The 22,731-nt window shown below is 68.8% G+C and carries 16 protein-coding genes and 3 rRNA genes; 18 read left to right on the top strand and 1 reads right to left on the bottom strand.

Annotated elements, in window-relative coordinates; translation table 11 throughout:
- The first annotated feature begins 24 nt into the window (after positions 1–24).
- The 10 genes from argC to LUW87_RS04740 all read left to right on the top strand — a co-directional run bounded on the left by argC (position 25) and on the right by LUW87_RS04740 (position 9,716).
- Positions 25–1,068: an N-acetyl-gamma-glutamyl-phosphate reductase gene (gene argC / locus LUW87_RS04785; protein WP_232669933.1), complete on the top strand. Its 1,044-nt coding sequence runs from the start codon at positions 25–27 to the stop codon at positions 1,066–1,068.
- On the top strand, positions 1,065–2,228 hold the full coding sequence (argJ, locus tag LUW87_RS04780; RefSeq protein ID WP_232669932.1) for a bifunctional glutamate N-acetyltransferase/amino-acid acetyltransferase ArgJ: 1,164 nt from the start codon (positions 1,065–1,067) through the stop codon (positions 2,226–2,228). The genes argC and argJ overlap by 4 nt, the downstream gene beginning before the upstream one ends.
- Positions 2,225–3,151, top strand: a complete 927-nt coding sequence (gene argB / locus LUW87_RS04775; RefSeq protein ID WP_232669931.1) for an acetylglutamate kinase — start codon at positions 2,225–2,227, stop codon at positions 3,149–3,151. The genes argJ and argB overlap by 4 nt, the downstream gene beginning before the upstream one ends.
- Positions 3,148–4,365, top strand: coding sequence for an acetylornithine transaminase (locus tag LUW87_RS04770; RefSeq protein WP_232669930.1), 1,218 nt, complete (start codon positions 3,148–3,150; stop codon positions 4,363–4,365). The genes argB and LUW87_RS04770 overlap by 4 nt, the downstream gene beginning before the upstream one ends.
- Positions 4,362–5,261, top strand: a complete 900-nt coding sequence (gene argF, locus LUW87_RS04765; RefSeq protein ID WP_232669929.1) for an ornithine carbamoyltransferase — start codon at positions 4,362–4,364, stop codon at positions 5,259–5,261. The genes LUW87_RS04770 and argF overlap by 4 nt, the downstream gene beginning before the upstream one ends.
- Positions 5,258–5,758 carry an arginine repressor gene (gene argR, locus LUW87_RS04760; RefSeq protein WP_232669928.1) on the top strand — a complete coding sequence of 167 codons (501 nt, stop codon included), beginning with the start codon at positions 5,258–5,260 and terminating at the stop codon, positions 5,756–5,758. Before argF ends, argR begins: the two co-directional genes overlap by 4 nt.
- Positions 5,759–5,832: 74 nt before the next feature.
- A complete protein-coding gene (locus tag LUW87_RS04755; protein WP_232669927.1) occupies positions 5,833–7,092 on the top strand; it encodes an argininosuccinate synthase in 1,260 nt (419 codons plus the stop codon).
- Positions 7,093–7,102: 10 nt separating this feature from the next.
- Complete coding sequence (gene argH / locus LUW87_RS04750) at positions 7,103–8,485, top strand: argininosuccinate lyase (RefSeq protein WP_232669926.1); 1,383 nt, start codon at positions 7,103–7,105, stop codon at positions 8,483–8,485.
- Complete coding sequence (locus LUW87_RS04745) at positions 8,482–9,102, top strand: DNA-3-methyladenine glycosylase (protein ID WP_232669925.1); 621 nt, start codon at positions 8,482–8,484, stop codon at positions 9,100–9,102. Before argH ends, LUW87_RS04745 begins: the two co-directional genes overlap by 4 nt.
- Positions 9,099–9,716 (top strand): NUDIX hydrolase, encoded by a 618-nt coding sequence (locus LUW87_RS04740; RefSeq protein ID WP_232669924.1) that lies wholly within the window; start codon positions 9,099–9,101, stop codon positions 9,714–9,716. Before LUW87_RS04745 ends, LUW87_RS04740 begins: the two co-directional genes overlap by 4 nt.
- Before the next feature lie 37 nt (positions 9,717–9,753).
- Here LUW87_RS04740 and LUW87_RS04735 read toward each other — a convergent pair whose 3' ends face one another.
- A complete protein-coding gene (locus tag LUW87_RS04735; protein WP_232669923.1) occupies positions 9,754–10,338 on the bottom strand; it encodes a hypothetical protein in 585 nt (194 codons plus the stop codon).
- Positions 10,339–10,438: 100 nt separating this feature from the next.
- On the opposite strand from LUW87_RS04735, the gene tyrS reads away from it, so the two are divergent.
- The 8 genes from tyrS (at position 10,439) to LUW87_RS04695 (ending at position 22,668) form a co-directional block, all read left to right on the top strand.
- Positions 10,439–11,707 carry a tyrosine--tRNA ligase gene (gene tyrS, locus LUW87_RS04730; RefSeq protein WP_232669922.1) on the top strand — a complete coding sequence of 423 codons (1,269 nt, stop codon included), beginning with the start codon at positions 10,439–10,441 and terminating at the stop codon, positions 11,705–11,707.
- A 559-nt stretch (positions 11,708–12,266) separates the two neighbouring features.
- Positions 12,267–13,790: ribosomal RNA gene (locus tag LUW87_RS04725) — 16S ribosomal RNA — on the top strand.
- A gap of 345 nt (positions 13,791–14,135) precedes the next feature.
- A 23S ribosomal RNA gene (locus tag LUW87_RS04720) occupies positions 14,136–17,203 on the top strand.
- 83 nt (positions 17,204–17,286) lie between these two features.
- Positions 17,287–17,403, top strand: a 5S ribosomal RNA gene (gene rrf, locus LUW87_RS04715).
- Together the 16S, 23S and 5S rRNA genes form the textbook arrangement of a ribosomal RNA operon.
- 740 nt (positions 17,404–18,143) lie before the next feature.
- Entirely contained in the window at positions 18,144–19,082 is a 939-nt protein-coding gene (locus tag LUW87_RS04710) for a tetratricopeptide repeat protein (protein WP_232669921.1), read from the top strand.
- 195 nt (positions 19,083–19,277) lie between these two features.
- On the top strand, positions 19,278–19,697 hold the full coding sequence (locus tag LUW87_RS04705; RefSeq protein ID WP_232669920.1) for a single-stranded DNA-binding protein: 420 nt from the start codon (positions 19,278–19,280) through the stop codon (positions 19,695–19,697).
- An 84-nt stretch (positions 19,698–19,781) separates the two neighbouring features.
- Positions 19,782–21,659 carry a 2-oxoacid:acceptor oxidoreductase subunit alpha gene (locus LUW87_RS04700; protein ID WP_232669919.1) on the top strand — a complete coding sequence of 626 codons (1,878 nt, stop codon included), beginning with the start codon at positions 19,782–19,784 and terminating at the stop codon, positions 21,657–21,659.
- Positions 21,652–22,668, top strand: coding sequence for a 2-oxoacid:ferredoxin oxidoreductase subunit beta (locus tag LUW87_RS04695; RefSeq protein ID WP_232669918.1), 1,017 nt, complete (start codon positions 21,652–21,654; stop codon positions 22,666–22,668). The genes LUW87_RS04700 and LUW87_RS04695 overlap by 8 nt, the downstream gene beginning before the upstream one ends.
- Positions 22,669–22,731 lie beyond the last annotated feature (63 nt).

Here is a 22,731-nt window from a genome sequence, read left to right as displayed (position 1 = left end):
TGCAGACCTGCGTATGGTGTTCGGGTGATCGAGGTCGGCATCATCGGCGCCTCCGGCTACACGGGGGCTGAACTGCTCAGGCTCACCAGCGCCCACCCGGAGATGCGCGTCCGCTTCGCCACCGGCGACAGCCAGGCGGGCACGAGGGTGGCCGAGCTCTATCCCAGCCTCGCCGGCGCCCACCCCGACACGGTCTTCGTCCCGTACGATCGCTCGTTGCTCGACGGGGTCGACCTCGTCTTCTGCGGGCTCCCCCACGGGGCGTCGCAGGCGCTCATGCCCGAGTTGGTCGACGACGTGCGCTGGGTCGTCGACCTGGCCGCCGACTTCCGCCTCGAGGACCCCGACCTCTACCCCCGTTGGTACGGCGAGGCCCACTCGGTGCCCGACCTGCTCGCCGGCTTCGCCTACGGCCTCCCCGAGCTGTTCCGGGCCGAGATCGCCGCCTCGTCGGCGGTGGCCACCCCGGGCTGCTACCCGACAGCGGCTGCGCTGGCCATGGCCCCCCTCCTCACCGGCGGCCTGGTGGAGCTGGACTCCATCGTGGTGAACGCGGTGAGCGGTGCGTCGGGCGCGGGTCGCCCGCCCAAGCCCAACACCACGTTCTGCGCCGTCGACGAGGACTTCACCGCCTACGGCCTGCTCACCCACCGCCACACGCCGGAGATCGAGCAGTCGGTGGCCCGTCTGGCCGGTGCCGGCGCGGCCGACGTGTCGGTGCTGTTCACCCCCCACCTGGCCCCCATGAACCGGGGCATGCTGGCCACCTGCTACCTGCGGCCCGTCGCCGGGCACACCACCGGCGACCTGCTCGACCGGTACCGGAACCACTACGCCACGGAGCCCTTCGTCGTCGTCACCGACGCCTCGCCGTCGACCAAGGCCTGCCTGGGCTCCAACACGGCCCACGTCAGCGTCCGGGCCGACGAGCGCACCGGGTGGCTGATCGCCCTGGCCGCCATCGACAACCTCACCAAGGGCGCGTCGGGCCAGGCCGTGCAGTGCGCCAACATCCTCGCCGGACTGCCCGAGCAGACCGGCCTCAGCACCGTGGGGGTCTATCCATGAGCGTCACCGCCGCTCCCGGCTTCACCGCCGCCGGGACCGCCGCCGGCATCAAGGAGTCCGGCGCTCGCGACCTGGCCCTGGTCGCCGTCGCCGACGGCCGTCCGGCGCCGGCGGCCGGGGTGTTCACCCGCAACCACATGACCGCCGCACCGGTCCTCACCACCAAGGCCCACCTGGCCGCGTCGGGCGGCCAGGCCGCAGCCGTGATCCTCAACAGCGGCAACGCCAACGCCGCCACCGGCGAGAAGGGGTGCGCCGACGCCGAGGCCATGTGCGATCTCGTCGCCGCCGAGCTCGGCGTGGATCGCCACCACGTCCTGGTCTGCTCCACCGGCCTGATCGGCATCCCCCTGCCGATGGCGGTCGTCGAGGCGGGCATCGCTCCGTTGGTGGCGGCGCGGTCCGAGCACGGCGGCGAGGCGGCCGCGGCCGCGATCATGACCACCGACACCGCCTCCAAGGAGGTCGTCGTCGAAGCCGAGGGCTTCGTCGTCGGGGGCATGGCCAAGGGCGCGGCGATGCTGTCGCCGAACATGGCCACCATGCTGGCCGTGCTCACCACCGATGCGGCGGCCACGCCCGCCCAGCTGCAGGCCGCCCTCACCGCCGGCGTGGCCGACTCCTTCAACGCCCTCGACGTCGACGGCTGCACCTCGACCAACGACACCGTGCTGTTGCTGTCGTCCGGTCGCGCCGGGGAGGTCGACCAGGTCCAGCTCGAGCGGGCCGTCGCCGCCGCGTGCGCCGACCTGGCGGCGCAGATGGCCGGCGACGCCGAGGGGGCGACCAAGGTCGTGCGCCTCACGGTGACCGGCGCCCACTCCGACGACGAGGCCCAGGCGGGGGCCCGCTACGTGGCCCGCAGCCAGCTGGTCAAGTGCTCCTGGTACGGCCAGGACCCGTACTGGGGCCGCATCGCCAGCGACCTGGGCAGCTGCGGGATCGCCTTCGACCAGGCGCTGGTCTCGGTCTCCTACGGGGGCATCGAGGTGTGCCGGGGCGGTGTCGAGGTCGATCACGACCGCGAGGCCGTGGCGGCCCACATGGCGCAACGCCACCTCGAGATCGCGGTCGACCTCGGTCTCGGAGCCGGGCGCGGCACCATCCTCACCAACGACCTCACCCACGCCTACATCGACGAGAACATGGGGACCTCGTGAGCGCGGCGAAGGCCGGGGCCTCGGCCCCGGTCGCCCCCGACGCCGGCCACGTCGCCACCACCGAGGTGCTCATCGAGGCGTTGCCCTACATCCGGCGCTTCTGGGGTCACACCATCGTGGTCAAGTACGGCGGCAACGCCATGACCGACCCGATGCTGGCCGAGACCTTCGCCGCCGACGTCGTGTTGCTGCACGCCGTCGGCATCCGGGTGGTCGTGGTGCACGGTGGCGGACCCCAGATCGGCGACCTCATGGACCGGCTGGGCAAGGTGCCCGAGTTCCGCGATGGGCTGCGGGTCACCGACGCCGAGACCCTCGACATCGCCCGCATGGTGCTGGTCGGGAAGGTGAACCGCGACATCGTCGCCTCCATCAACGCCCATGGCCCGCTGGCCGTCGGGATGTCGGGCGAGGACGGCGGCCTCATCGAAGCCGGCCTGCGCAACCCCTCGCTCGGCTTCGTCGGCGACGTCAAGGCGGTGAACCCGGCCATCGTCGAGTCGCTCCTCGCCCAGAACCTCATCCCGGTGGTGTCCACCATCGGCGCCGACCTGGCCGGCCAGTCCTACAACATCAACGCCGACACCGTGGCCGGGGCCCTGGCCGGCGCGCTCGACGCCGAGAAGGCCATCTACCTCACCGACATCGCCGGGCTGCTGCGCGACGTCGACGACTCGTCCTCGCTGATCACCCGCACCGACGCCACCGAGATCGGCGAGCTCATCGACGCCGGGGTGCTGAGCGGCGGCATGATCCCCAAGATCGAAGCCTGCCTGGAAGCGCTCGCCGGTGGAGTGCGGGCCGCCCACCTGCTCGACGGTCGCGTGCCGCACGTGCTGTTGCTGGAGCTGTTCACCGATGCCGGCGTGGGCACCATGATCACCGCCGATCCGATCCCGCCGGCCCTCGAGGAGACCTCGTGAACGCCCATGCCACGGCCATGGGGGCGCCCCCCGGCCTCGACCACTGCCCGCTCATGCCCACCTACGGTGCCCCCACCGTGCAGTTCGTGCGGGGTGAGGGGTGCCGCCTGTGGGACCGCGACGGCACCCGGTACCTCGACTTCCTCGCCGGGCTGGCCGTGGTGGGGCTCGGTCACGCCCACCCGGAGGTCGCCGACGCCATCGCCGAGCAGGCCCGCACCCTGGTGCACGTGTCCAACCTCTTCGGCACCGTGCCCGGCGGGGAGGTCGCCATCACCCTCGACCGGCTCCTGGGCGGCGGGGGCCAGGTCTTCTTCTCGAACTCGGGGGCCGAGGCCAACGAGTGCGCCATCAAGCTGGCGCGCAAGTTCGGGGGCCACGGGCGCCACGAGGTGATCAGCGCCTACGGATCGTTCCACGGCCGCACCCTGGCGGCGCTGGCCGCCACCGGCCAACCCGCCAAGTGGGAAGCCTTCCAACCCCTGCCCGATGGGTTCCGTCACGTCCCCTGGAACGACCTCGACGCCCTCGAGGCGGCCATCGGTCCCTCCGTCGCCGCCGTGCTGTTGGAGCCGGTGCAGGGCGAGGGCGGGGTCAACCCGGCCACCGCCCACTACTTCGAGGGCGTGCGGCGGCTGTGCGACGAACGCGGCCTGCTGTTCATGGTCGACGAGGTGCAGACCGGCCTCGGGCGCACGGGGGAGTGGTTCGGCTTCCAGCACTTCGGGGTCGAGCCCGACGTCGTGACCCTGGCCAAGGCGCTGGGCAACGGCATGCCCATCGGCGCCTGTTGGGCCCGGCGCGACGTCGCCGCCGCCTTCGAGCCCGGCGACCACGCCACGACCTACGGCGGCCAACCCCTCGCGGCCGCGGCCGCCCTGGCCGTGCTCGGGGTCATGGAGCGCGACCACGCCCCCTCGCTGGCCGAGCACGCCGGCAGCCACCTGCGCCACGCCCTGCAGGCCCTGCCCCAGGTGGCCGAGGTCCGCGGCCTCGGCCTGTTGCTGGCCGCCGAACTGGTCCCCGGCATCGACGCCCGCAGGGTGGCCGCCGACGCCCTGGCGGCCGGCCTCGTGGTCAACGCGGTCACCCCGAGCGCCCTCCGCCTGGCCCCGCCGCTGGTGGTGACCCCCGACGAGATCGACGAGGGCGTGGCTGTGTTGGCCGACCTGCTCGCCGACGCAGCGCGCCGCACGGAGGCGGGACAACCGTGAGGCACCTGCTCGAGATCGACGACCTCACCCCCGACGAGCTGCACCACGTGCTCGCCATGGGCGCCGCGCCCGTGTCTCCCCGGGTCCTCGAGGGCCACGGGATGGCGCTGCTGTTCGAAAAGCCCTCGGCCCGCACCCGCAACTCCATGGAGATGGCCGTGGTGCAGCTGGGGGGGCACCCGCTCACCATCCGTCCCGACGAGGTCGGGCTCGACACCCGCGAGACGGTCGAGGACGTCACCCGCACGCTGTGCTGCTACCACGCCGCCATCGGCGCCCGCGTCTTCGAGCACGCCAAGCTCGAGCGCATGGTCGCCGTGTCGACCGTCCCGGTGGTCAACATGCTCTCCGACGCCGGCCACCCCCTCCAGGGCCTGGCCGACGTGCTCACGTTGGCCCAGGAGTTCGGCGGTGTCGAGGCCCTGGCCGGTCGGACCGTGGCCTACGTGGGCGACGGGAACAACGTGGCCCGTTCGCTCGCGCTCGCCGCCGGCATGGTGGGCATGGCGGTGCGGGTGGCCACCCCGCCGGGCTACGAGCTCCCCGCGGCCGAGGTCCATCGGATCCGAGCGGCGGGCGTCGACCTCACCACCACCCACGTGGCCACCGACGCCGTCGAGGGCGCCGACGCGGTCTACACCGATGTGTGGGCGTCCATGGGCCAGGAGGCCGAGGCGAGCGCCCGCCGCGAGGCCTTCGCCGGCTTCACCGTCGACGCCGCCCTCATGGTCGGTGTCGCCGACGACGCCGTCTTCTTGCACTGCCTGCCCGCTCATCGGGGCGAAGAGGTCTCCACCGAGGTCCTCGAAGGTCCCCGGAGCCGAGTGTGGCGCCAGGCCGAGAACCGCATGCACGCCGCTCGTGGCGCCCTCACCTGGTTGTTGGAGCATCGATGAGCGCCCGTCGGGATCCGGCCCGGGAGCCGGTGAAGCTGGGCAAGACCCAGCGCCAGCACCTGGTGGCCAAGCTCATCGAGGCCGAGCCCGTCGCCAACCAGGCCCAGCTGGTGGACCTGTTGGCGGCCGAAGGGGTCGTGGCCACCCAGGCCACCGTCTCCCGCGACCTCGAGGACATCGGCGCCATCAAGGTGCGCGTGCCCGGCGGCGAGTCCGCCTACGCCATCCCGGCGCTGCCCAAGGAGCAGCGTGCCCCCGAGGACCACCTGCGCCGGGTGTTCGGCGACTGGGTGGTCGAGGTCGAGCACTCCGCCAACCTCGTCGTGGTGCGCACCCCACCGGGTTCGGCCCACGTCGTCGCCTCGGCCCTCGACCGCGCCGGGGTGCCCGATGTGGTGGGTACCGTCGCCGGCGACGACACCATCTTGGTCATCGTCGACGCCGACGTCGGTGGCGCCGAGGTGGCCGGGCGCCTGTCCGACCTGGCCGGTCTCTAGAACCGGCCGCTGTTCCCCTGATCGAAGTTCCCCCCCGAACGGGCCCCCGGGCCGTGGCAGAAGGAAGTGCGTCAATGGCGAAGCGAGTGGTGCTGGCCTACAGCGGTGGTCTCGACACCTCGGTGGCCGTGCGTTGGATGATCGAGAACTACGGCGTCGAGGTGATCACCGTCGCCTGCAACCTGGGCCAGGAGGGGGACTGGGAGGGTCTGCAGGCCAAGGCGTTCGCCGCCGGGGCCGTGGAGGCCATCGTGGTGGACTGCCGCGAGGAGTTCGCTCGCGACTTCCTCGCCCCCGCCCTCAAGGCCAACGCCCTCTACGAGGGCCGCTACCCGCTGGTGTCGGCGCTGTCCCGTCCCGTCATCGTGCGCCACCTCGTGGCCGCCGCCCGCTACCACGGCGCCGAAGCGGTGGCCCACGGGTGCACGGGCAAGGGCAACGACCAGGTCCGCTTCGAGGTGGCCACCCGGGCCCTGGCGCCCGACCTCGAGATCATGGCGCCGGTGCGCAACTGGGGCATGACCCGGGAGATGAGCATCGAGTACGCCGAGGCCCACGACATCCCCGTGGCCGCCACCAAGGAGAAGCTGTACTCCATCGACGACAACCTCTGGGGCCGGGCCATCGAGTGCGGTGAGATGGAGGACCCGTGGGCGCGCCCGCCCGAGGGGGTGTGGAGCATGACCACGGTGAAGGCCAGCGAGGCCCGTGAGGTCGTCGTGGGCTTCGAGGAAGGCGTGCCGGTCAGCCTCGACGGCGAGGCCATGGCCCTGCACGACCTCATCGTGGAGCTCAACGACATCGTGGGGGCCTACGGCTGGGGGCGTCTCGACATGGTCGAGAACCGCCGGGTGGGCATCAAGAGCCGCGAGACGTACGAAGCCCCGGGTGCGTTGGCCCTCATCGAGGCCCACCGCGACCTCGAGTCGATCACGCTCGAGCGCGACGTCGCCCACGAGAAGCAGCGCCTCGAAGGGCGCTTCGCCGACCTCGTGTACGACGGGATGTGGTACTCCCCGCTGAAGGAGGCCCTCGACGCCTTCGTCGACAACACCCAGCGCTTCGTCACCGGTGAGGTGCGCCTGCGCCTCGAGCCCGGTCGCTGCTACGTCGTCGGTCGCCGCAGCCCCCACAGCCTCTACGACTACGGCCTGGCCACCTACGACGCCGAGGACAGCTTCGAGCACGCCGACTCCGAGGGCTTCGTGAAGCTCTGGGGACTGGGCATCCAGACCTGGGCGGCCAAGCAGTCGGCCGCCCTCCCCGGGACGCCGACCTCCGCCAGCGGCGCCACCACCTCCACGTCGACCTCCGCCCCGACGGCGGGGGAGTGAGCGCCGCCCGATGAGCACCCTGTGGCACGGCCGCTTCGAGGGAGGCCCGGCCGAGGAGCTGTTGGCGTTCACGGTGAGCCTGCCCTACGACCGCCGGCTGGCCGGCGACGACATCACCGGCTCGCGCGCGCACGTCCGGGGACTGGCCCGGGTCGGAATCCTCACCGAGGCCGAGCGTGACGACGTGCTCGAGGCGCTCGACCGAGTCGAGCGCGAGCTCGAATCCGGTGAGCTGGTCTTCGTGGCCTCCGACGAGGACATCCACACCGCGGTCGAGCGTCGTGTGACCGAGCTGGCCGGTCCGGCCGGCGGCAAGCTGCACACCGGGCGGAGCCGCAACGACCAGGTCGCCACCGACCTGCGGCTGTACGCCAAGCGGGAGCTCGCCGGCATCGCTGCACGCGTGCTGGCCCTCCAAGGAGTGCTGCTCGATCGTGCCCGGGAGGCGGGCGACGCCTACCTCCCCGGCTACACCCACCTCCAGCGGGCCCAGCCGGTGCTGCTGGCCCACCACCTCCTGGCCCACGGCTGGGCGCTCGCTCGCGACCTGGACCGGCTGGCCGACACCAGGCGTCGCCTCGACGTCTCACCGCTCGGCGCCGGGGCCCTGGCCGGTTCCTCGCTGCCCCTCGACCCCGAGGGGACCGCTGAGGACCTCGGTTTCGCCCGCGTGTTCGACAACTCCCTCGACGCGGTGAGCGATCGCGATTTCGTCGCCGAGGCCCTCTTCGACCTGGCCCTGCTCGGAGTGCACCTCTCGCGGCTGGCCGAAGAGCTCATCTTGTGGTCCACCGACGAGTTCGGGTTCCTCGGCCTCGACGACGCCTGGTCCACGGGCTCCTCGATGCTGCCCCAGAAGAAGAACCCCGACATCGCCGAGCTCACGAGGGGCAAGACCGGTCGTCTCATCGGCAATCTCACCGGCCTGCTGGCCACGCTGAAGGCGTTGCCGCTGGCCTACAACCGCGACCTCCAGGAGGACAAGGAGCCGCTCTTCGACAGCCTCGACACCGTGGCCCTGGCGCTGTCGGCCATGACCGGTCTGTTGGCCACCTCCACGCTGCGCACCGACGTCATGGCGGCCGCCGCCGACTCACCCACCAGCGCGGCCACCGACCTGGCCGAGCACCTCGTGGCCGGGGGCCTGCCGTTCCGCGAGGCCCACGCCGTCGTCGGCGCGCTGGTGCGGCGCTCGCTCGACGAGGGCATCGCCCTGCGCGACCTGGTGGCGGCGTCGCCCGAGCTGGGCCCCGAGGCCGTCGGCCTCCTCGACGAGGGCGTCGCCGTCTCGCGGCGCACCACCCGAGGCGGGGCCGGGCCCGCGCCGGTGGCCGCTCAGCTGGCTCGCTTCGCCGAACGGCTCACCGAGGACCGGGACCGCTGGGAGCAGTGAGCGTCCCCACCGGTGCGGTGTTGCCGCGCTCGTTCTACGACCGGGACCCACGCGTCGTGGGCCCGGAGCTGCTGGGCAAGGCGCTCGTCCACGGCGACCGTGCCGTGCGCATCGTCGAGGTCGAGGCCTACGTCGGGGCCGACGACCCCGCCAGCCACGCCTATCGGGGTCGGACGCCACGCACCCGGGTGATGTTCGGGCCCCCGGGGCACCTCTACGTGTACTTCAGCTACGGCATGCACTGGTGTGCCAACGCCGTGTGCGGGCCGGAGGGCGAGGCCGCCGCCGTGCTGCTGCGCGCCGGTGAGGCCCTGGCGGGCCTCGAGGCCATGCGCCACGATCGCTCCGCAGCCCGCCGCGACCGTGACCTGGCCAACGGGCCCGCGAAGCTGTGCCAGGCGCTGGGCATCGACGGGGACCACGACGGTGCCGACCTGGTCGACGGAACCGGCCCGACGATCCTCGACGACGGTGTGCCCCCGCCGCCATCGCCGGCCACGAGCGGTCGAGTCGGCATCTCGGTGGCGGTCGAGCACCCTTGGCGTTGGTTCGTGCCCGACGACCCACACGTCTCGCCGGGGCGTCCCGGCCCGGCGGTGGGCAGGCGGGGCCGATGACCTCGCCGGGCGCGAGCTCCGGCCCCCGCCGACCCCAGCTCCTGACCGCCGATCGACTTGCGTCCTCCGGAGAGCTGTCGTCGCTGGTCGCCGACCTGCACCGCCACGAACCGGCCGACGCCGGGCAGGCCCGCCTCCGCGATCAGATGCTCGAGTTCGCCTCGGCGAACCCGGATGCCCTGCATCGGTCCTGCGCCGCAGGCCACTTCACCGGCTCGGCCCTCGTGCTCGACCCCGACAGCGGTCGGGTGCTGGTGCTGTTCCACACCAAGCTGCGCAAGTGGCTCCAGCCCGGCGGCCACACCGACGGCGAAGCCAACCTCGCCGCCACGGCGCTGCGGGAAGCGACCGAGGAGACCGGCATCGACGGGCTGGTCGTCGTGGCTCCGCCCGCCGACCTCGACATCCACGAGGTCCGGCCGCCGAAGGAGGCGGCCCACCTGCACCTCGACGTGCGCTACCTGGTGCTGGCACCGTCGGGGGCTCGGGCGGTCGGCAACCACGAGTCCGAGGCGCTGCGCTGGGTCGCGCCGGTGGACCTCCCGGCCCTCGGCGCCGACGAGGGCCTGATCCGCCTGGCCGAACGGGCGGGGGCCCTGGCGGGCCGGCTCTGACCCACCTGCTCCGCGGGTCGGGGGCCCGCCCGCGCCGTCAGGCGATGTCGCCGGGGGTGGCGCAGGCCGGCATGTCGTTCACCGTGGCCAGGTAGTCGATGGGCTCGGTGATCTGGCGACGTTCCTTCTCGGTGACGAGGAGGCGGGCACCGGGATCGGTGGACAGCGCCTCGACGTAGCGCTCACGATCGCCGAGGAACGTGCGCCAGTCGCCCAACCACTCGTCGATCATGCGGGCGTCGTCGCTCGCATCGGGCGGGGGAGCGATGGCGTCGAGGCGATCCAGCATGACGGCCAGCTCGTCGTTGGCGGCGGCCACCACGTCGGCGCGGGCGCCCGAGTCGCGTGATTCGTAGGCCGGTGGCAAGGCGTCGATGGCGGCGAGGGTCTCCGCACAGATGGGCTGAGCCGCCTCGGGGAAGGCGGGTGAGTCGAACGTGCCCTGGCTGACGCGTTGCACGGGGCCCCACAGCGCGTAGGCCCACATGGCCGCCACGGAGATGGCCACCACCGTGGCGAGGACCCGGCTGAGGCGACGACCTACCGACAGCGGTGCCACGTCGTCCTCGGGGGTGTCGGGCGGTGGCCCGGCGGGCGACGTGCCCCTCGTGGTGTCGGCCATGGCTCAACTCTGCCTCCGGGTGCCGGCGGCCGCCAATCACGCCGGCCGTCGGGGAGATCGGGTTGGACGCAGCGCTGAGGAGGCGGGAGAGTCTGTGCCCGTGAGCGATGCTGCGATCCTCGACGACCTGCTGTCCCGTGGGCTGGTGCACGACACCACCGACACCGACGCCCTGGGGGCCCGTCTGGCCGAGGGGCCGATCCGGGTGTACGCCGGTTTCGATCCGACGGGCGACAGCCTGCACGTGGGCCATCTCGTCCCATTGCTGTTGTTGCGCCGCTTCCAGCTCTTCGGGCACCAGCCGGTGGCACTGGCGGGAGGAGCCACCGGCATGATCGGCGATCCGGGCGGGCGGTCCACGGAGCGCAACCTGCTCGCCGCCGACGAGCTCGACCGCAACGTGGCGGCCATCACCAGCCAGTTGACATCCTTCCTGGACTTCGAGGCCGACGGGAACCCGGCCCTCCTGGTCGACAACCGGGACTGGACGGCCCGGATCGGGGTGCTGGAGTTCCTGAGGGACGTGGGCAAGCACGTCACCGTCAACACCATGCTGGCCAAGGAGTCGGTGCGCGCCCGCGTGCAGAGCGAGCAGGGGATCTCCTTCACGGAGTTCAGCTACATGCTCCTGCAGGCCAACGACTATCGCCACCTCCACGAGACCCTGGGCGTCGAGCTCCAGGTGGGCGGGTCGGACCAGTGGGGGAACATCACCGCCGGCATCGACCTCGTACGGCGCACGGTCGGCGCCCACGTGCATGGGCTCACCGTCCCGTTGGTCACCCGCGCCGACGGGGCCAAGTTCGGCAAGTCCACCGGCGATGCCGTGTGGCTCGACCCCCACCGCACGTCCCCGTACGCCTTCTTCCAGTACTTCGTGAACAGCGACGACCGCGACGTCGAGCGGTTCCTGCTCCAGCTCACCCTGCTCCCGCTCGACGAGATCGCCACGGTGATGGCCGAGCACCGCGACGCCCCCGAGCGTCGCGTCGCCCAGCGGGCGCTGGCCGAGGCGGTGACGACCCTCGTGCACGGCGAGGCGGCGGCCCGAGAGGCAGGTGTCGCATCGACCGGGTTCACCCGGGCGGTGGGCGACCTCGCTGTGGCCGACTGGGAAGCGCTGTCGGGCACGGTGCCCACGGTGGCGCTCACCCCCGACGAGGCCGGTGGCGACCTCGTCGAGGTCCTGGTCACCCACGGGGTGCTGGCCTCCAAGGGCGAGGGGCGTCGCCTCATCGCCCAGGGCGGCCTCTACGTCAACGACGTCGCCGCCCCCGAAGGACGCCGGCTGACGTCTGCTGATTGGCACCACGATCGCTGGTGCATGGTGCGAAGGGGCAAGAAGCAGCGCCATCTGTTGGTGCGCTGACCAGGGAGAACGTCGCCTGGGGGGCGTCGAGTGACGAACGACACGCTGTCTCAGGTTGCCGGGGTGTGAACGGCGGACTACGTTCACATCTCGCCGCACCGACCGGTTCGCCGGGCGGGACGAGGACCAAGCAGGACGTTGCACCGGTTCCACCGGGTTGACAGCCTCCAAGCGTCTCGGTAGAGTGGCACTCCGCTCCAAACGGAACCAGCGCCCACGGGCGCCTCCATGGAGTCGGAGAGTTGGAACCGCCGCCAGATGGTGGCAGGCCAACAACGAGTGCGCCGAGTTCAGGCTGTGCCTTCTCGGCCGAGCGCTCCTTGAAAACGGAACAGAGGACGAAAAAGCCAGTGCGGGCGATCACCGCAGACGGCGTCCACCCGGCTCGTGCTTCGGCACAAGGGGTGGTCGTACGAGTCGTGATCGTTCACCAAGCAATTCCAAACCGGTGAAGGCCTTACCAGGCCGACACCAACTTCGGGAACCATGGAGGAGAGCCCCTCCATCCCGGACTTTTCATTGCGATCGAGATCGCCGCCCACGGGTGGTGGTCGAGATTTTGACGGAGAGTTTGATCCTGGCTCAGGACGAACGCTGGCGGCGTGCCTAACACATGCAAGTCGAGCGGGGTCCAACCAGTGGCAACACTGGGGACGACCTAGCGGCGAACGGGTGAGTAACACGTGAGAAACCTGCCCCGAAATCTGGGATAACCCGAGGAAACTCGAGCTAATACCGGATGCCCTTCTTTGGTCGCATGGCCGTTGAAGGAAAGATTTATCGTTTCGGGAGGGTCTCGCGGCCTATCAGCTAGTTGGTGGGGTAACGGCCCACCAAGGCATCGACGGGTAGCTGGTCTGAGAGGACGATCAGCCACACTGGGACTGAGACACGGCCCAGACTCCTACGGGAGGCAGCAGTGGGGAATCTTGCGCAATGGGCGAAAGCCTGACGCAGCAACGCCGCGTGCGGGATGACGGCCTTCGGGTTGTAAACCGCTTTCAGCAGGGACGAAATTGACGGTACCTGCAGAAGAAGCCCCGGCCAACTACGTGCCAGCAGCCGCGGTAACACGTAGGGGGCGAGCGTTGTCCGGATTTATTGGGCGTAAAGAGCTCGTAGGCGGCTCGGTAAGTCAGGTGTGAAACCTCCAGGCTCAACCTGGAGACGCCACCTGATACTGCTGTGGCTAGAGTCCGGTAGGGGAGCGTGGAACTCCTGGTGTAGCGGTGAAATGCGCAGATATCAGGAAGAACACCAGCGGCGAAGGCGGCGCTCTGGGCCGGAACTGACGCTGAGGAGCGAAAGCGTGGGTAGCAAACAGGATTAGATACCCTGGTAGTCCACGCCGTAAACGTTGGGCACTAGGTGTGGGTCTCAACCAACGAGATCCGTGCCGCAGCTAACGCATTAAGTGCCCCGCCTGGGGAGTACGGCCGCAAGGCTAAAACTCAAAGGAATTGACGGGGGCCCGCACAAGCGGCGGAGCATGTTGCTTAATTCGAGGCAACGCGAAGAACCTTACCTGGGTTTGACATTCTGGGAAAAGCCACAGAGATGTGGTGTCCGTAAGGGTCCAGAACAGGTGGTGCATGGCTGTCGTCAGCTCGTGTCGTGAGATGTTGGGTTAAGTCCCGCAACGAGCGCAACCCTTGTCCTATGTTGCCAGCACGTAATGGTGGGGACTCGTAGGAGACTGCCGGGGTCAACTCGGAGGAAGGTGGGGACGACGTCAAGTCATCATGCCCCTTATGTCCAGGGCTGCAAACATGCTACAATGGCTGGTACAAAGGGCTGCTAGACCGCGAGGTTGAGCGAATCCCAAAAAGCCAGTCTCAGTTCGGATTGGAGTCTGCAACTCGACTCCATGAAGTCGGAGTCGCTAGTAATCCCGGATCAGCAACGCCGGGGTGAATACGTTCCCGGGCCTTGTACACACCGCCCGTCACACCACGAAAGTCGGTAACACCCGAAGCCAGTGGCCCAACCCTTTGGGAGGGAGCTGTCGAAGGTGGGATTGGCGATTGGGGTGAAGTCGTAACAAGGTAGCCGTACCGGAAGGTGCGGCTGGATCACCTCCTTTCTAAGGAGTCCAGCTCGAAAGAGCACCTCTCCCGATCGTTCGGTCACCACGACCGGACCGTGGAGAAGGATTCCCAGTTGGTGCACTGGCTACTCGGCAGCGAAACGCCGGCGTCGGATGGAGCTCTCGGGCTCTCCTGCGTCGACTGATTGGTGTCGTCGTTCTCTGTTCCGTTTTGAGGGTGTGCTCTCCAGCACGCACCTCGGACGCGGTGACCAACGCCTGCGCAGGCTCGAGCCCAGCTCGCCTGTGCAGCAGCGCGTCACCCACAACGTCGTCGGGACTCCTGTCCCGGTGCCGCAGCGCCCTTTGAGAATTGCATAGCGAGCACGAGCATCTTTGTTCTTCCAAGCTACAAAGAGCCAACGGTGGATGCCTTGGCGTCTACTACCGATGAAGGACGTGTCCGGCTGCGATAAGCCACGGGGAGCTGCCTAGAGAGCTTTGATCCGTGGATGTCCGAATGGGGAAACCCAGCACCCGTCATGGGGTGTTACTCCTGTCTGAACACATAGGGCAGGTAGAGGGAACCGGGTGAATTGAAACATCTAAGTAACCCGAGGAACAGAAAGCAACATGCGACTCCCTGAGTAGCGGCGAGCGAAACGGGATCAGCCTAAACCGTGCCGGTGTCATAGCCTGATGGCGTTGCCGGTACGGGGTCGTGGGACCTGAGAGGAGAGGCATCAGACTCTCCACAGAGTTACAAAGTGCCGGTGTAGTGGAAGCGTCCTGGAACGTCGCACCACAGTGGGTAAGAGTCCCGTACACGAAACACCGTCACCTCTGCTCGGTTATCCCAAGTAGCGCCGGGACCGTGAAAACTGGCGTGAATCTGCGAGGACCACCTCGTAAGGCTAAGTATGCGTAGACGACCGATAGTGCACGAGTACCGTGAGGGAAAGGTGAAAAGTACCCCGGGAGGGGAGTGAAATAGTACCTGAAACCGTTGGTTTACAATCAGTCAAAGTGTCGCCACCGCTTGCGGTGGTCACGATGGCGTGCCTTTTGAAGAATGAGCCAACGAGTTACGGTGTGTGGCGAGGTTAACCCGTGAGGGGGAGCCGGAGCGAAAGCGAGTCTGAACAGGGCGTTCAGTCGCATGCTGTAGACCCGAAGCCGAGTGATCTATCCATGGGCAGGTTGAAGCGGGGGTAAGACCCCGTGGAGGACCGAACCCACCTAGGTTGAAAACTGGGGGGATGACCTGTGGATAGGGGTGAAAGGCCAAGCAAACTCGGTGATAGCTGGTTCTCCGCGAAATGCATTTAGGTGCAGCGTCAGATGTTCAGCAATGGAGGTAGAGCACTGGATGGGCTAGGGGTCCTACAAGATTACCGAACCCAACCAAACTCCGAATGCCATTGCTCCAGAGTCTGGCAGTGAGACTACGAGGGATGAGCTTCGTGGTCGAGAGGGAAACAGCCCAGATCGCCGGCTAAGGCCCCTAATTCTGGACTAAGTGGTAAACGATGTGAGACTGCCCAGACAGCCAGGAGGTTGGCTTAGAAGCAGCCACCCTTGAAAGAGTGCGTAACAGCTCACTGGTCGAGTGGTCTTGCGCGGACAATGTAACGGGGCTCAAGTCCAGAGCCGAAGCCGCGAATGCGTCGTAAGACGCGTGGTAGCGGAGCGTCGATCTCGGAGTGAAGCGGCGGGGTGACCCGTCGTGGACCGTGGTCGAGTGAGAATGTTGGCATGAGTAGCGAGAGAGGGGTGAGAAACCCCTCCGCCGAAAGCCCAAGGGTTCCTGGGGAAGGCTAATCCGCCCAGGGTAAGTCGGGAGCTAAGGCGAGGCCGAAAGGCGTAGTCGATGCACAACCGGTTGATATTCCGGTACCGCTGTAGTCGCGCCCATACCAAGTCATTGTCGCTAAGGGGCTGTCCCACCTTCGGGTGACGACGAACCGACCCACGATGAGGCGGTAAGCAATGAGGGGACGCAGGAGGGTAGATGAACCCAGGCGATGGTTGACCTGGGGTAAGCGTGTAGGGAGAGGACTAGGTAAATCCGGGCCTCACACATCCTGAGACGCGACGCCGAGCCGATACAGGCGAAGTCATCAATCCCATGCTGCCGAGAAAAGCCTCTAGCGAGCTACTACGGCGCCCGTACCCCAAACCGACACAGGTGGGCAGGTAGAGAATACCAAGGCGATCGGGAGAACTGTGGTTAAGGAACTCGGCAAAATGCCTCCGTAACTTCGGGAGAAGGAGGACCCCATTAGGGTGATGGACTTCGCGTCCTGAGCTCGAAGGGGTGGCACAGACCAGGGGAAAGCGACTGTTTACTAAAAACACAGCAGCGTGCGAAGTCGTAAGACGATGTATACGCTGTGACGCCTGCCCGGTGCTGGAAGGTTACGGGGAAGGGTCAGCCTTCGGGCGAAGCTCTGAACCTAAGCCCCAGTAAACGGCGGCCGTAACTATAACGGTCCTAAGGTAGCGAAATTCCTTGTCGGGTAAGTTCCGACCTGCACGAATGGCGTAACGACTTTCCTACTGTCTCAACCACAGACCCGGCGAAATTGAAGTACGAGTAAAGATGCTCGTTAGCTGCAGAAGGACGGAAAGACCCCGTGGACCTTTACTACAACTTGATGTTGGGCTTTGGTATGTGTTGTGTAGGATAGGTGGGAGGCTAGGAAGCATTGGCGCTAGCCAGTGTGGAGCCAACCTTGAAATACCACCCTGCACATGCTGGGGCTCTAACCCACGCCCGTTATCCGGGTGGGGGACAGCGTCAGGCGGGTAGTTTGACTGGGGCGGTCGCCTCCTAAAGAGTAACGGAGGCGCCCAAAGGTTCCCTCAGCCTGGTTGGCAATCAGGCGTCGAGTGCAATGGCACAAGGGAGCTTGACTGCGAGACCTACAAGTCGAGCAGGTGCGAAAGCAGGGCATAGTGATCCGGCGGTTGCGTGTGGAAGCGCCGTCGCTCAACGGATAAAAGGTACCCCGGGGATAACAGGCTCATCTTCCCCAAGAGTCCATATCGACGGGAAGGTTTGGCACCTCGATGTCGGCTCATCGCATCCTGGGGCTGAAGCAGGTCCCAAGGGTTGGGCTGTTCGCCCATTAAAGCGGTACGCGAGCTGGGTTTAGAACGTCGTGAGACAGTTCGGTCCCTATCCTCTGCAGCCGTAGGAAATCTGAGGAAGGCTATCCCTAGTACGAGAGGACCGGGATGGACGTAGCTCTCGTGTGCCAGTTGTCCTGCCAAGGGCACGGCTGGTTGGCGACCTACGGAAGAGATAAGCGCTGAAAGCATCTAAGTGCGAAGCTCGTTCCAAGATGAGATTTCCCACAGGGTCAACCTGGTAAGGCCCGTGGTAGACCACCACGTTGATAGGCCGGAGGTGTAATCGTGGTAACACGTTCAGCCGACCGGTACTAATCGGCCGAGGGCTTGGATCGACAATGATGTTCGTGCTCGCTATGGAGTTCTCGAGAGGGCTCGGCTGCCACCAGTGGGTGGCGCCGCTCGCTTGACAAAGGTTTTCGGTGGCCACAGCGGTGGGGTCACACCCGTTCCCATTCCGAACACGGAAGTTAAGCCCACCAGCGCCGATGGTACTTGGGAGGATTCTCCCTGGGAGAGTAGGACGCCGCCGGATTTCGCACTCGAAAGGGCCCCGAGAGGGGCCCTTTCGTCGTTTTCGTCCGCAGTTCGGCGCCCCCGAGGGGGCTGCCGGCACCTCGCCGCTAGGTTGGTCCCATGGCTCGTCCTGCTTCTTCTGGTTCCTCGCGCCCCGATCGGGGTCGTCCGGCTCGTTCGAGCGGCGGCCCCGGTGCCAAGCGCGGTGCCTCCAAGGGCGACGGCGCCAAGAGCGGAGGCAGCCGCGGGTCCGGCCCCAAGGGCGCGGGAGGCAAGAGCGGCGGGCCGAAGAGCTCCGGCACGAGGCGGTCTGGCCCTGGCGCGGGTGGCGGAACGGCCAGCCGTGGCGCCCGCACCGGTTCCGCCGGCCGGGGCGCCGGTCCGACCGGCGGGGGACGCCGCAGTGGCGGTGCCGAGGGGCGCAGCGAGAGCGGGGGTCGCAGCGGTCCCCGCTCGGAGTCGTCTCGTTCGGCGTCCCGCGATGATCGTGGTCGTAGTCCGGATCGTGGTAACTCGAGCGAGCGTACGCGTCGGCCGGGCTCGGAACGGGATGACAGGCGGGGCGGCGCGCCGATCCCACGGAGCCGGGCCCGCAGCGACGAACGCTCTGGTGGGGGGCGTGCGGGCACCGACCGTCGCCCATCGGTGGGAGGGCCGAGGCCGGAGCGGCGAGCAGGGGGCCCCCGAGGTCGGGGACCCGGTTCCGCTCGGCCCGACGATCGAGACGAGTACATCGAGGCCCCCAAGGCATGGGGGAGCGTGGCCCGCCGTGGGCTGGGGGCGGCCACCGGCAAGCGGGTGTCGAACGCCAGTCGCGCATGGCGCGATGCAGTCGAGGGAGCCGACCGGTCGGGTGGCGCAGCGGAGCGCTCGGCCGCGCCGGAGGCCGGTGCGGCCGACGCACCCGTCGACGAGGAACGCCGGCGCGACGACGAGGCCCGAGCCGAACGTGAGGCTCGGGCCGGCGAGGAGTGGGTGCTCGTCGAAGAGGTCCGCGACGAGGCCCAGGGGGCGGTGTCGCGTGGGGGCCAGCGCACCCGGCGCAACCGGACGACGCCCACACCGGTCGGCGATCTGGCCGAGGAGGTCCGCCTCGAGTTGTCGCGGGCCGTGGGCACGGCTCGCAGTGAGCGGGTCGAGCGTCGCCTCCGGGAGGCCAGCGAGGACTTCGAGCACGAGCGGTTCGGCGACGCGGCCCGGATCCTCAAGAAGCTCTCGGACGAAGCCCCCACCGTCGCAGCCGTCCGTGAGCTCTACGGGCTGACGCTGTACCGCCAGAGCAAGTGGAAGGCGGCGGCCAAGGAGCTCGAGGCGTTCCGCCTCCTCGCCGACAGCGTCGAGCAGCACCCGGTGTTGGCGGACTGCTACCGGGCCCTCGGCCAGTGGGCGATGGTCGACGAGCTCTGGCAGGAGCTGGGCGCGGTGTCTCCGGGCGCCGAGATCGTGACCGAGGGGCGCATCGTGGCAGCCGGCGCGCTGGCCGACCAGGGCCAGGTGGTCGGGGCCATCGACCTGCTGGCCTCGGGCTGGAAGTTCCCGAAGAACCCCAAGGACCACCACCTCCGCCGGGCGTACGCGCTCGCCGACTTGTACGAGCGGGCGGGAGAGGTCCCGCGGGCCCGGGATCTGTTCGGTCGCATCGCCGGCGTCGACCCCGACTTCGCCGACGTCGAGCGGCGGCTGCGGGCCCTTCGCTGAGACCGCCCCACCCCGCTTTCGGGGTGGACGGCCCGACGTCTGCGGTCGGCGGTCGGGGGTTTCGACCGCGGAGTCGGCCGCCGAGCCGCACCGCAGCCCCGACCGCTGTCGCACCCCCTGCCTAGGGTGGCGGTCACCTTCCCCCGAACCGGCCAGCGGCCGGCCCTCCGGCCGCGTCCAACGGGGAGGTCCCCCATGTCAGAGTCCTCGCGACCTGCTCCCACCGATGCCGACCCGGCATCGTCCGTCGGCGCCACGAACGTGGTGGTCCTGCACGGTGTGCTCAGCCGCGATCCCGACGTCCGCACGTTGCCCTCGGGCGACGACCTCGTGGCCTACGAGGTCACCGTGGCCCGCCCCGACGGACCGGCCGAGAGCGCGCCCGTGGTGTGGATCGACCCACCCCGCCGCCGAGCGGTGCTCACCGCCGGCGATGCCGTGGTCGTCGTGGGTCGGGTGCGCCGGAGGTTCTACCGGGCGGGCGGCGTCACCCAGAGCCGCACGGAGGTGTTCGCCACCAAGGTGGTGCGGTCGCCGTCGCCGTCTCGGGGCCAGGAGCTGGTGCGGCGGGCGCTGGCCGCTTTCGAGGAGCTCCCGGGGCCGGCGGTGGGCTGAGCACGCCGAGCCCCCGGGCGGCCTGCACCGCACCTCCATCGGCTCGCGCTAGCGTCGCCTCGAGGACCGAACAAGGGGGTTCGTATGTCCACCACGGCCGATCAGGCCCCGGCGACCGAGCACATCGATCGGGTCATCATCCGCTTCGCGGGCGACTCGGGCGACGGGATGCAGCTCACCGGCGACCGATTCACCAGTGCGAGTGCCCTGTTGGGCAACGACCTGGTCACCCTGCCGGAGTACCCCGCCGAGATCCGGGCCCCAGCCGGCACCGTCGCCGGCGTGTCCGCGTTCCAGGTGCACATCTCCGACCACGACATCACCACCCACGGTGACACGCCCGACGTCCTCGTCGCCATGAACCCGGCGGCGCTGCTGTCCGAGGTCGGCAAACTCGAGCCCGGGGCCAGCCTCATCGTCAACATCGACGCCTTCGACGAGCGGAACCTCACCAAGGCCGGCTACGACCACAACCCCCTCGAGGGCGACGACCTGTTGGCCTTCACCGTGTTCGAGGTCCCCATGACCTCGCTCACCCGGCAGGCCTGCGAGCCGCTCGGGGTCAAGCCGCGCGACGCGGAGCGATCGAAGAACTTCTTCGCCCTGGGCCTCATCTCGTGGATGTACACCCGGCCCGAGCAGCCCACGCTCGACTGGATCGCCACCAAGTTCGCGTCCAAGCCCCAGGTGCGCGACGCCAACGTGGCGGCGTTCAACGCCGGCCACGCCTTCGGCGAGACCGCCGAGCTGTTCGGCCACCGCTACGCCGTCGATCCGGCACCACAGGCCCCGGGCGAGTACACGTCGGTCAACGGCAACACCGCCACCGCGTGGGGCCTCATCGCCGCCTCACAGCTGGTGAAGCTGCCGCTGTTCCTCGGGTCGTACCCGATCACTCCGGCCTCGGACATCCTCCACGAGCTGTCCAAGCACAAGAACTTCGGGGTGCGCACCTTGCAGGCCGAGGACGAGATCGCCGGCATCGGGGCCGCGCTGGGCGCCGCCTACGGCGGGCACCTCGGCATCACCACCACCAGCGGTCCCGGGGTCGCCCTCAAGAGCGAGACCCTCGGCTTGGCCATCAGCCTCGAGCTCCCCCTTGTGATCATCGACGTCCAGCGCGGGGGACCCTCCACCGGGCTTCCCACCAAGACCGAGCAAGCCGACCTGTTGCTGGCCATGTTCGGCCGCCACGGTGAATCGCCGCTGCCGATCGTCGCCGCGTTCAGCCCGGCGCAGTGCTTCCACGCCGCCATCGAGGCCGTGCGCCTGGCCGTCACGTATCGCACCCCCGTCTTCCTGCTCACCGACGGCTACCTGGCCAACGGCTCCGAGCCGTGGCTGATCCCCGACGTCGACGACCTCCCCGACATCCCGGTCGCCTTCCTCACCGAGCCCAACGCCACCGCGGCCGACGGGTCCCCGATGCTGCTGCCCTACCAGCGCGACCCCGAGACCCTGGCCCGGCCGTGGATCATCCCGGGCACCCCGGGCCTCGAACACCGCATCGGCGGCATCGAGAAGGCCGAGGGCACGGGCAACATCTCCTACGACCCGGAGAACCACGAGCACATGACCCGGGTGCGGGCGGCCAAGGTCGCCGGCATCGCCGACGACATCCCGGCCGCCGAGGTCACCGGCGACGTCGACGATGCCGAGCTCCTGGTCGTGGGGTGGGGGTCCACCTGGGGGGCCATCAACGGCGGCGTCGACCGCTGTCGGGCGCGTGGTCGCAAGGTGGCCCACGTCCACATCACCCATCTCAACCCGTTCCCGGCGAACCTCGGCGAGATCGTGCGGCGCTACCCCAAGGTCGCCGTGCCGGAGATGAACCTCGGCCAGCTCACGTTGCTACTGCGCGCCGAGTACCTCGTCGACGCTCGTCCCATCAGCAAGGTCAAGGGGCTTCCGTTCACCGCTGGTGAGCTCGAAGCCGCGTTCCTGGAGGTCCTCGATGACTGACACCGCCGTTCCCGAGACCACCCGCAAGGACTGGTCGAGCGACCAGGAGCCCCGCTGGTGCCCCGGCTGCGGGGACTACACGATCCTCGCCGCCGTGCAATCGCTGATGCCCAACCTCGGTGTCCGACGCGAAGAGACCGTGTTCGTCTCCGGCATCGGGTGCGCGGCGCGGTTCCCGTACTACATGGACACCTACGGGGTGCACACCATCCACGGGCGCGCCCCCGCCATCGCCACCGGGCTGGCCGTCGCCCGCCCGGACCTCGACGTCTGGGTGGTGGGCGGCGACGGCGACATGCTCTCGATCGGTGGCAACCACCTGCTGCACGCCCTGCGCCGCAACGTGGACCTCACGATCCTGATGTTCAACAACCAGATCTACGGTCTGACCAAGGGCCAGTACTCGCCCACCAGCGAGGTCGGCAAGGTCACCAAGTCCACGCCGTTCGGGTCGCTCGACCACCCCTTCAACCCGATCAGCCTGGCCATCGGCGCCGAAGCCACCTTCGTGGCCCGGACCCACGACATGGACCGCAACCACATGCAAGACGTCCTCACCCGGGCCCACGCTCACGAGGGGGCGGCCTTCGTGGAGATCTACCAGAACTGCAACGTGTTCAACGACGGGGCCTTCGCCCAGATCACCGCCAAGACCAATCGGTCGTCGATGCTCATCCCGCTCGAACACGGAGAGCCGATCCGGTTCGGCGAGGAGAACGAGCGTGGGGTGGTCATGGGCCCCGACAGCGCTCTGCGCATCGTCGACGTCTCCGACGTCGGCGAGGACGCCCTGCTGGTCCACGACGAGACCGATGCCGGCCTGGCCTTCCAGCTGTCCCGCCTGTCCCACGGCCCCACCGAGCCCACGGCCATCGGTGTGTTCCGGTCCATCGAGCGAGACGACTACGGCTCGGGCGTCTCCCGTCAGGTGGCGGCCGCCGGCGAGCAGAAGGGTCCCGGCGATCTGCGGGCCCTGCTGCACTCCGGAGCCACCTGGACCGTCGACTGACTCGGCGCCGAACGGGCCCGTCCTCGTCCTCGCTCCGCCCCGGCGTCACGCCGGGGCGGAGTC

The organism is Rhabdothermincola salaria, from assembly GCF_021246445.1.
In the GTDB taxonomy this organism is placed as follows: Bacteria; Actinomycetota; Acidimicrobiia; order Acidimicrobiales; family Acidimicrobilacustridaceae; genus Rhabdothermincola_A; species Rhabdothermincola_A salaria.
This window is presented reverse-complemented; position numbering and strand designations above follow the sequence as displayed.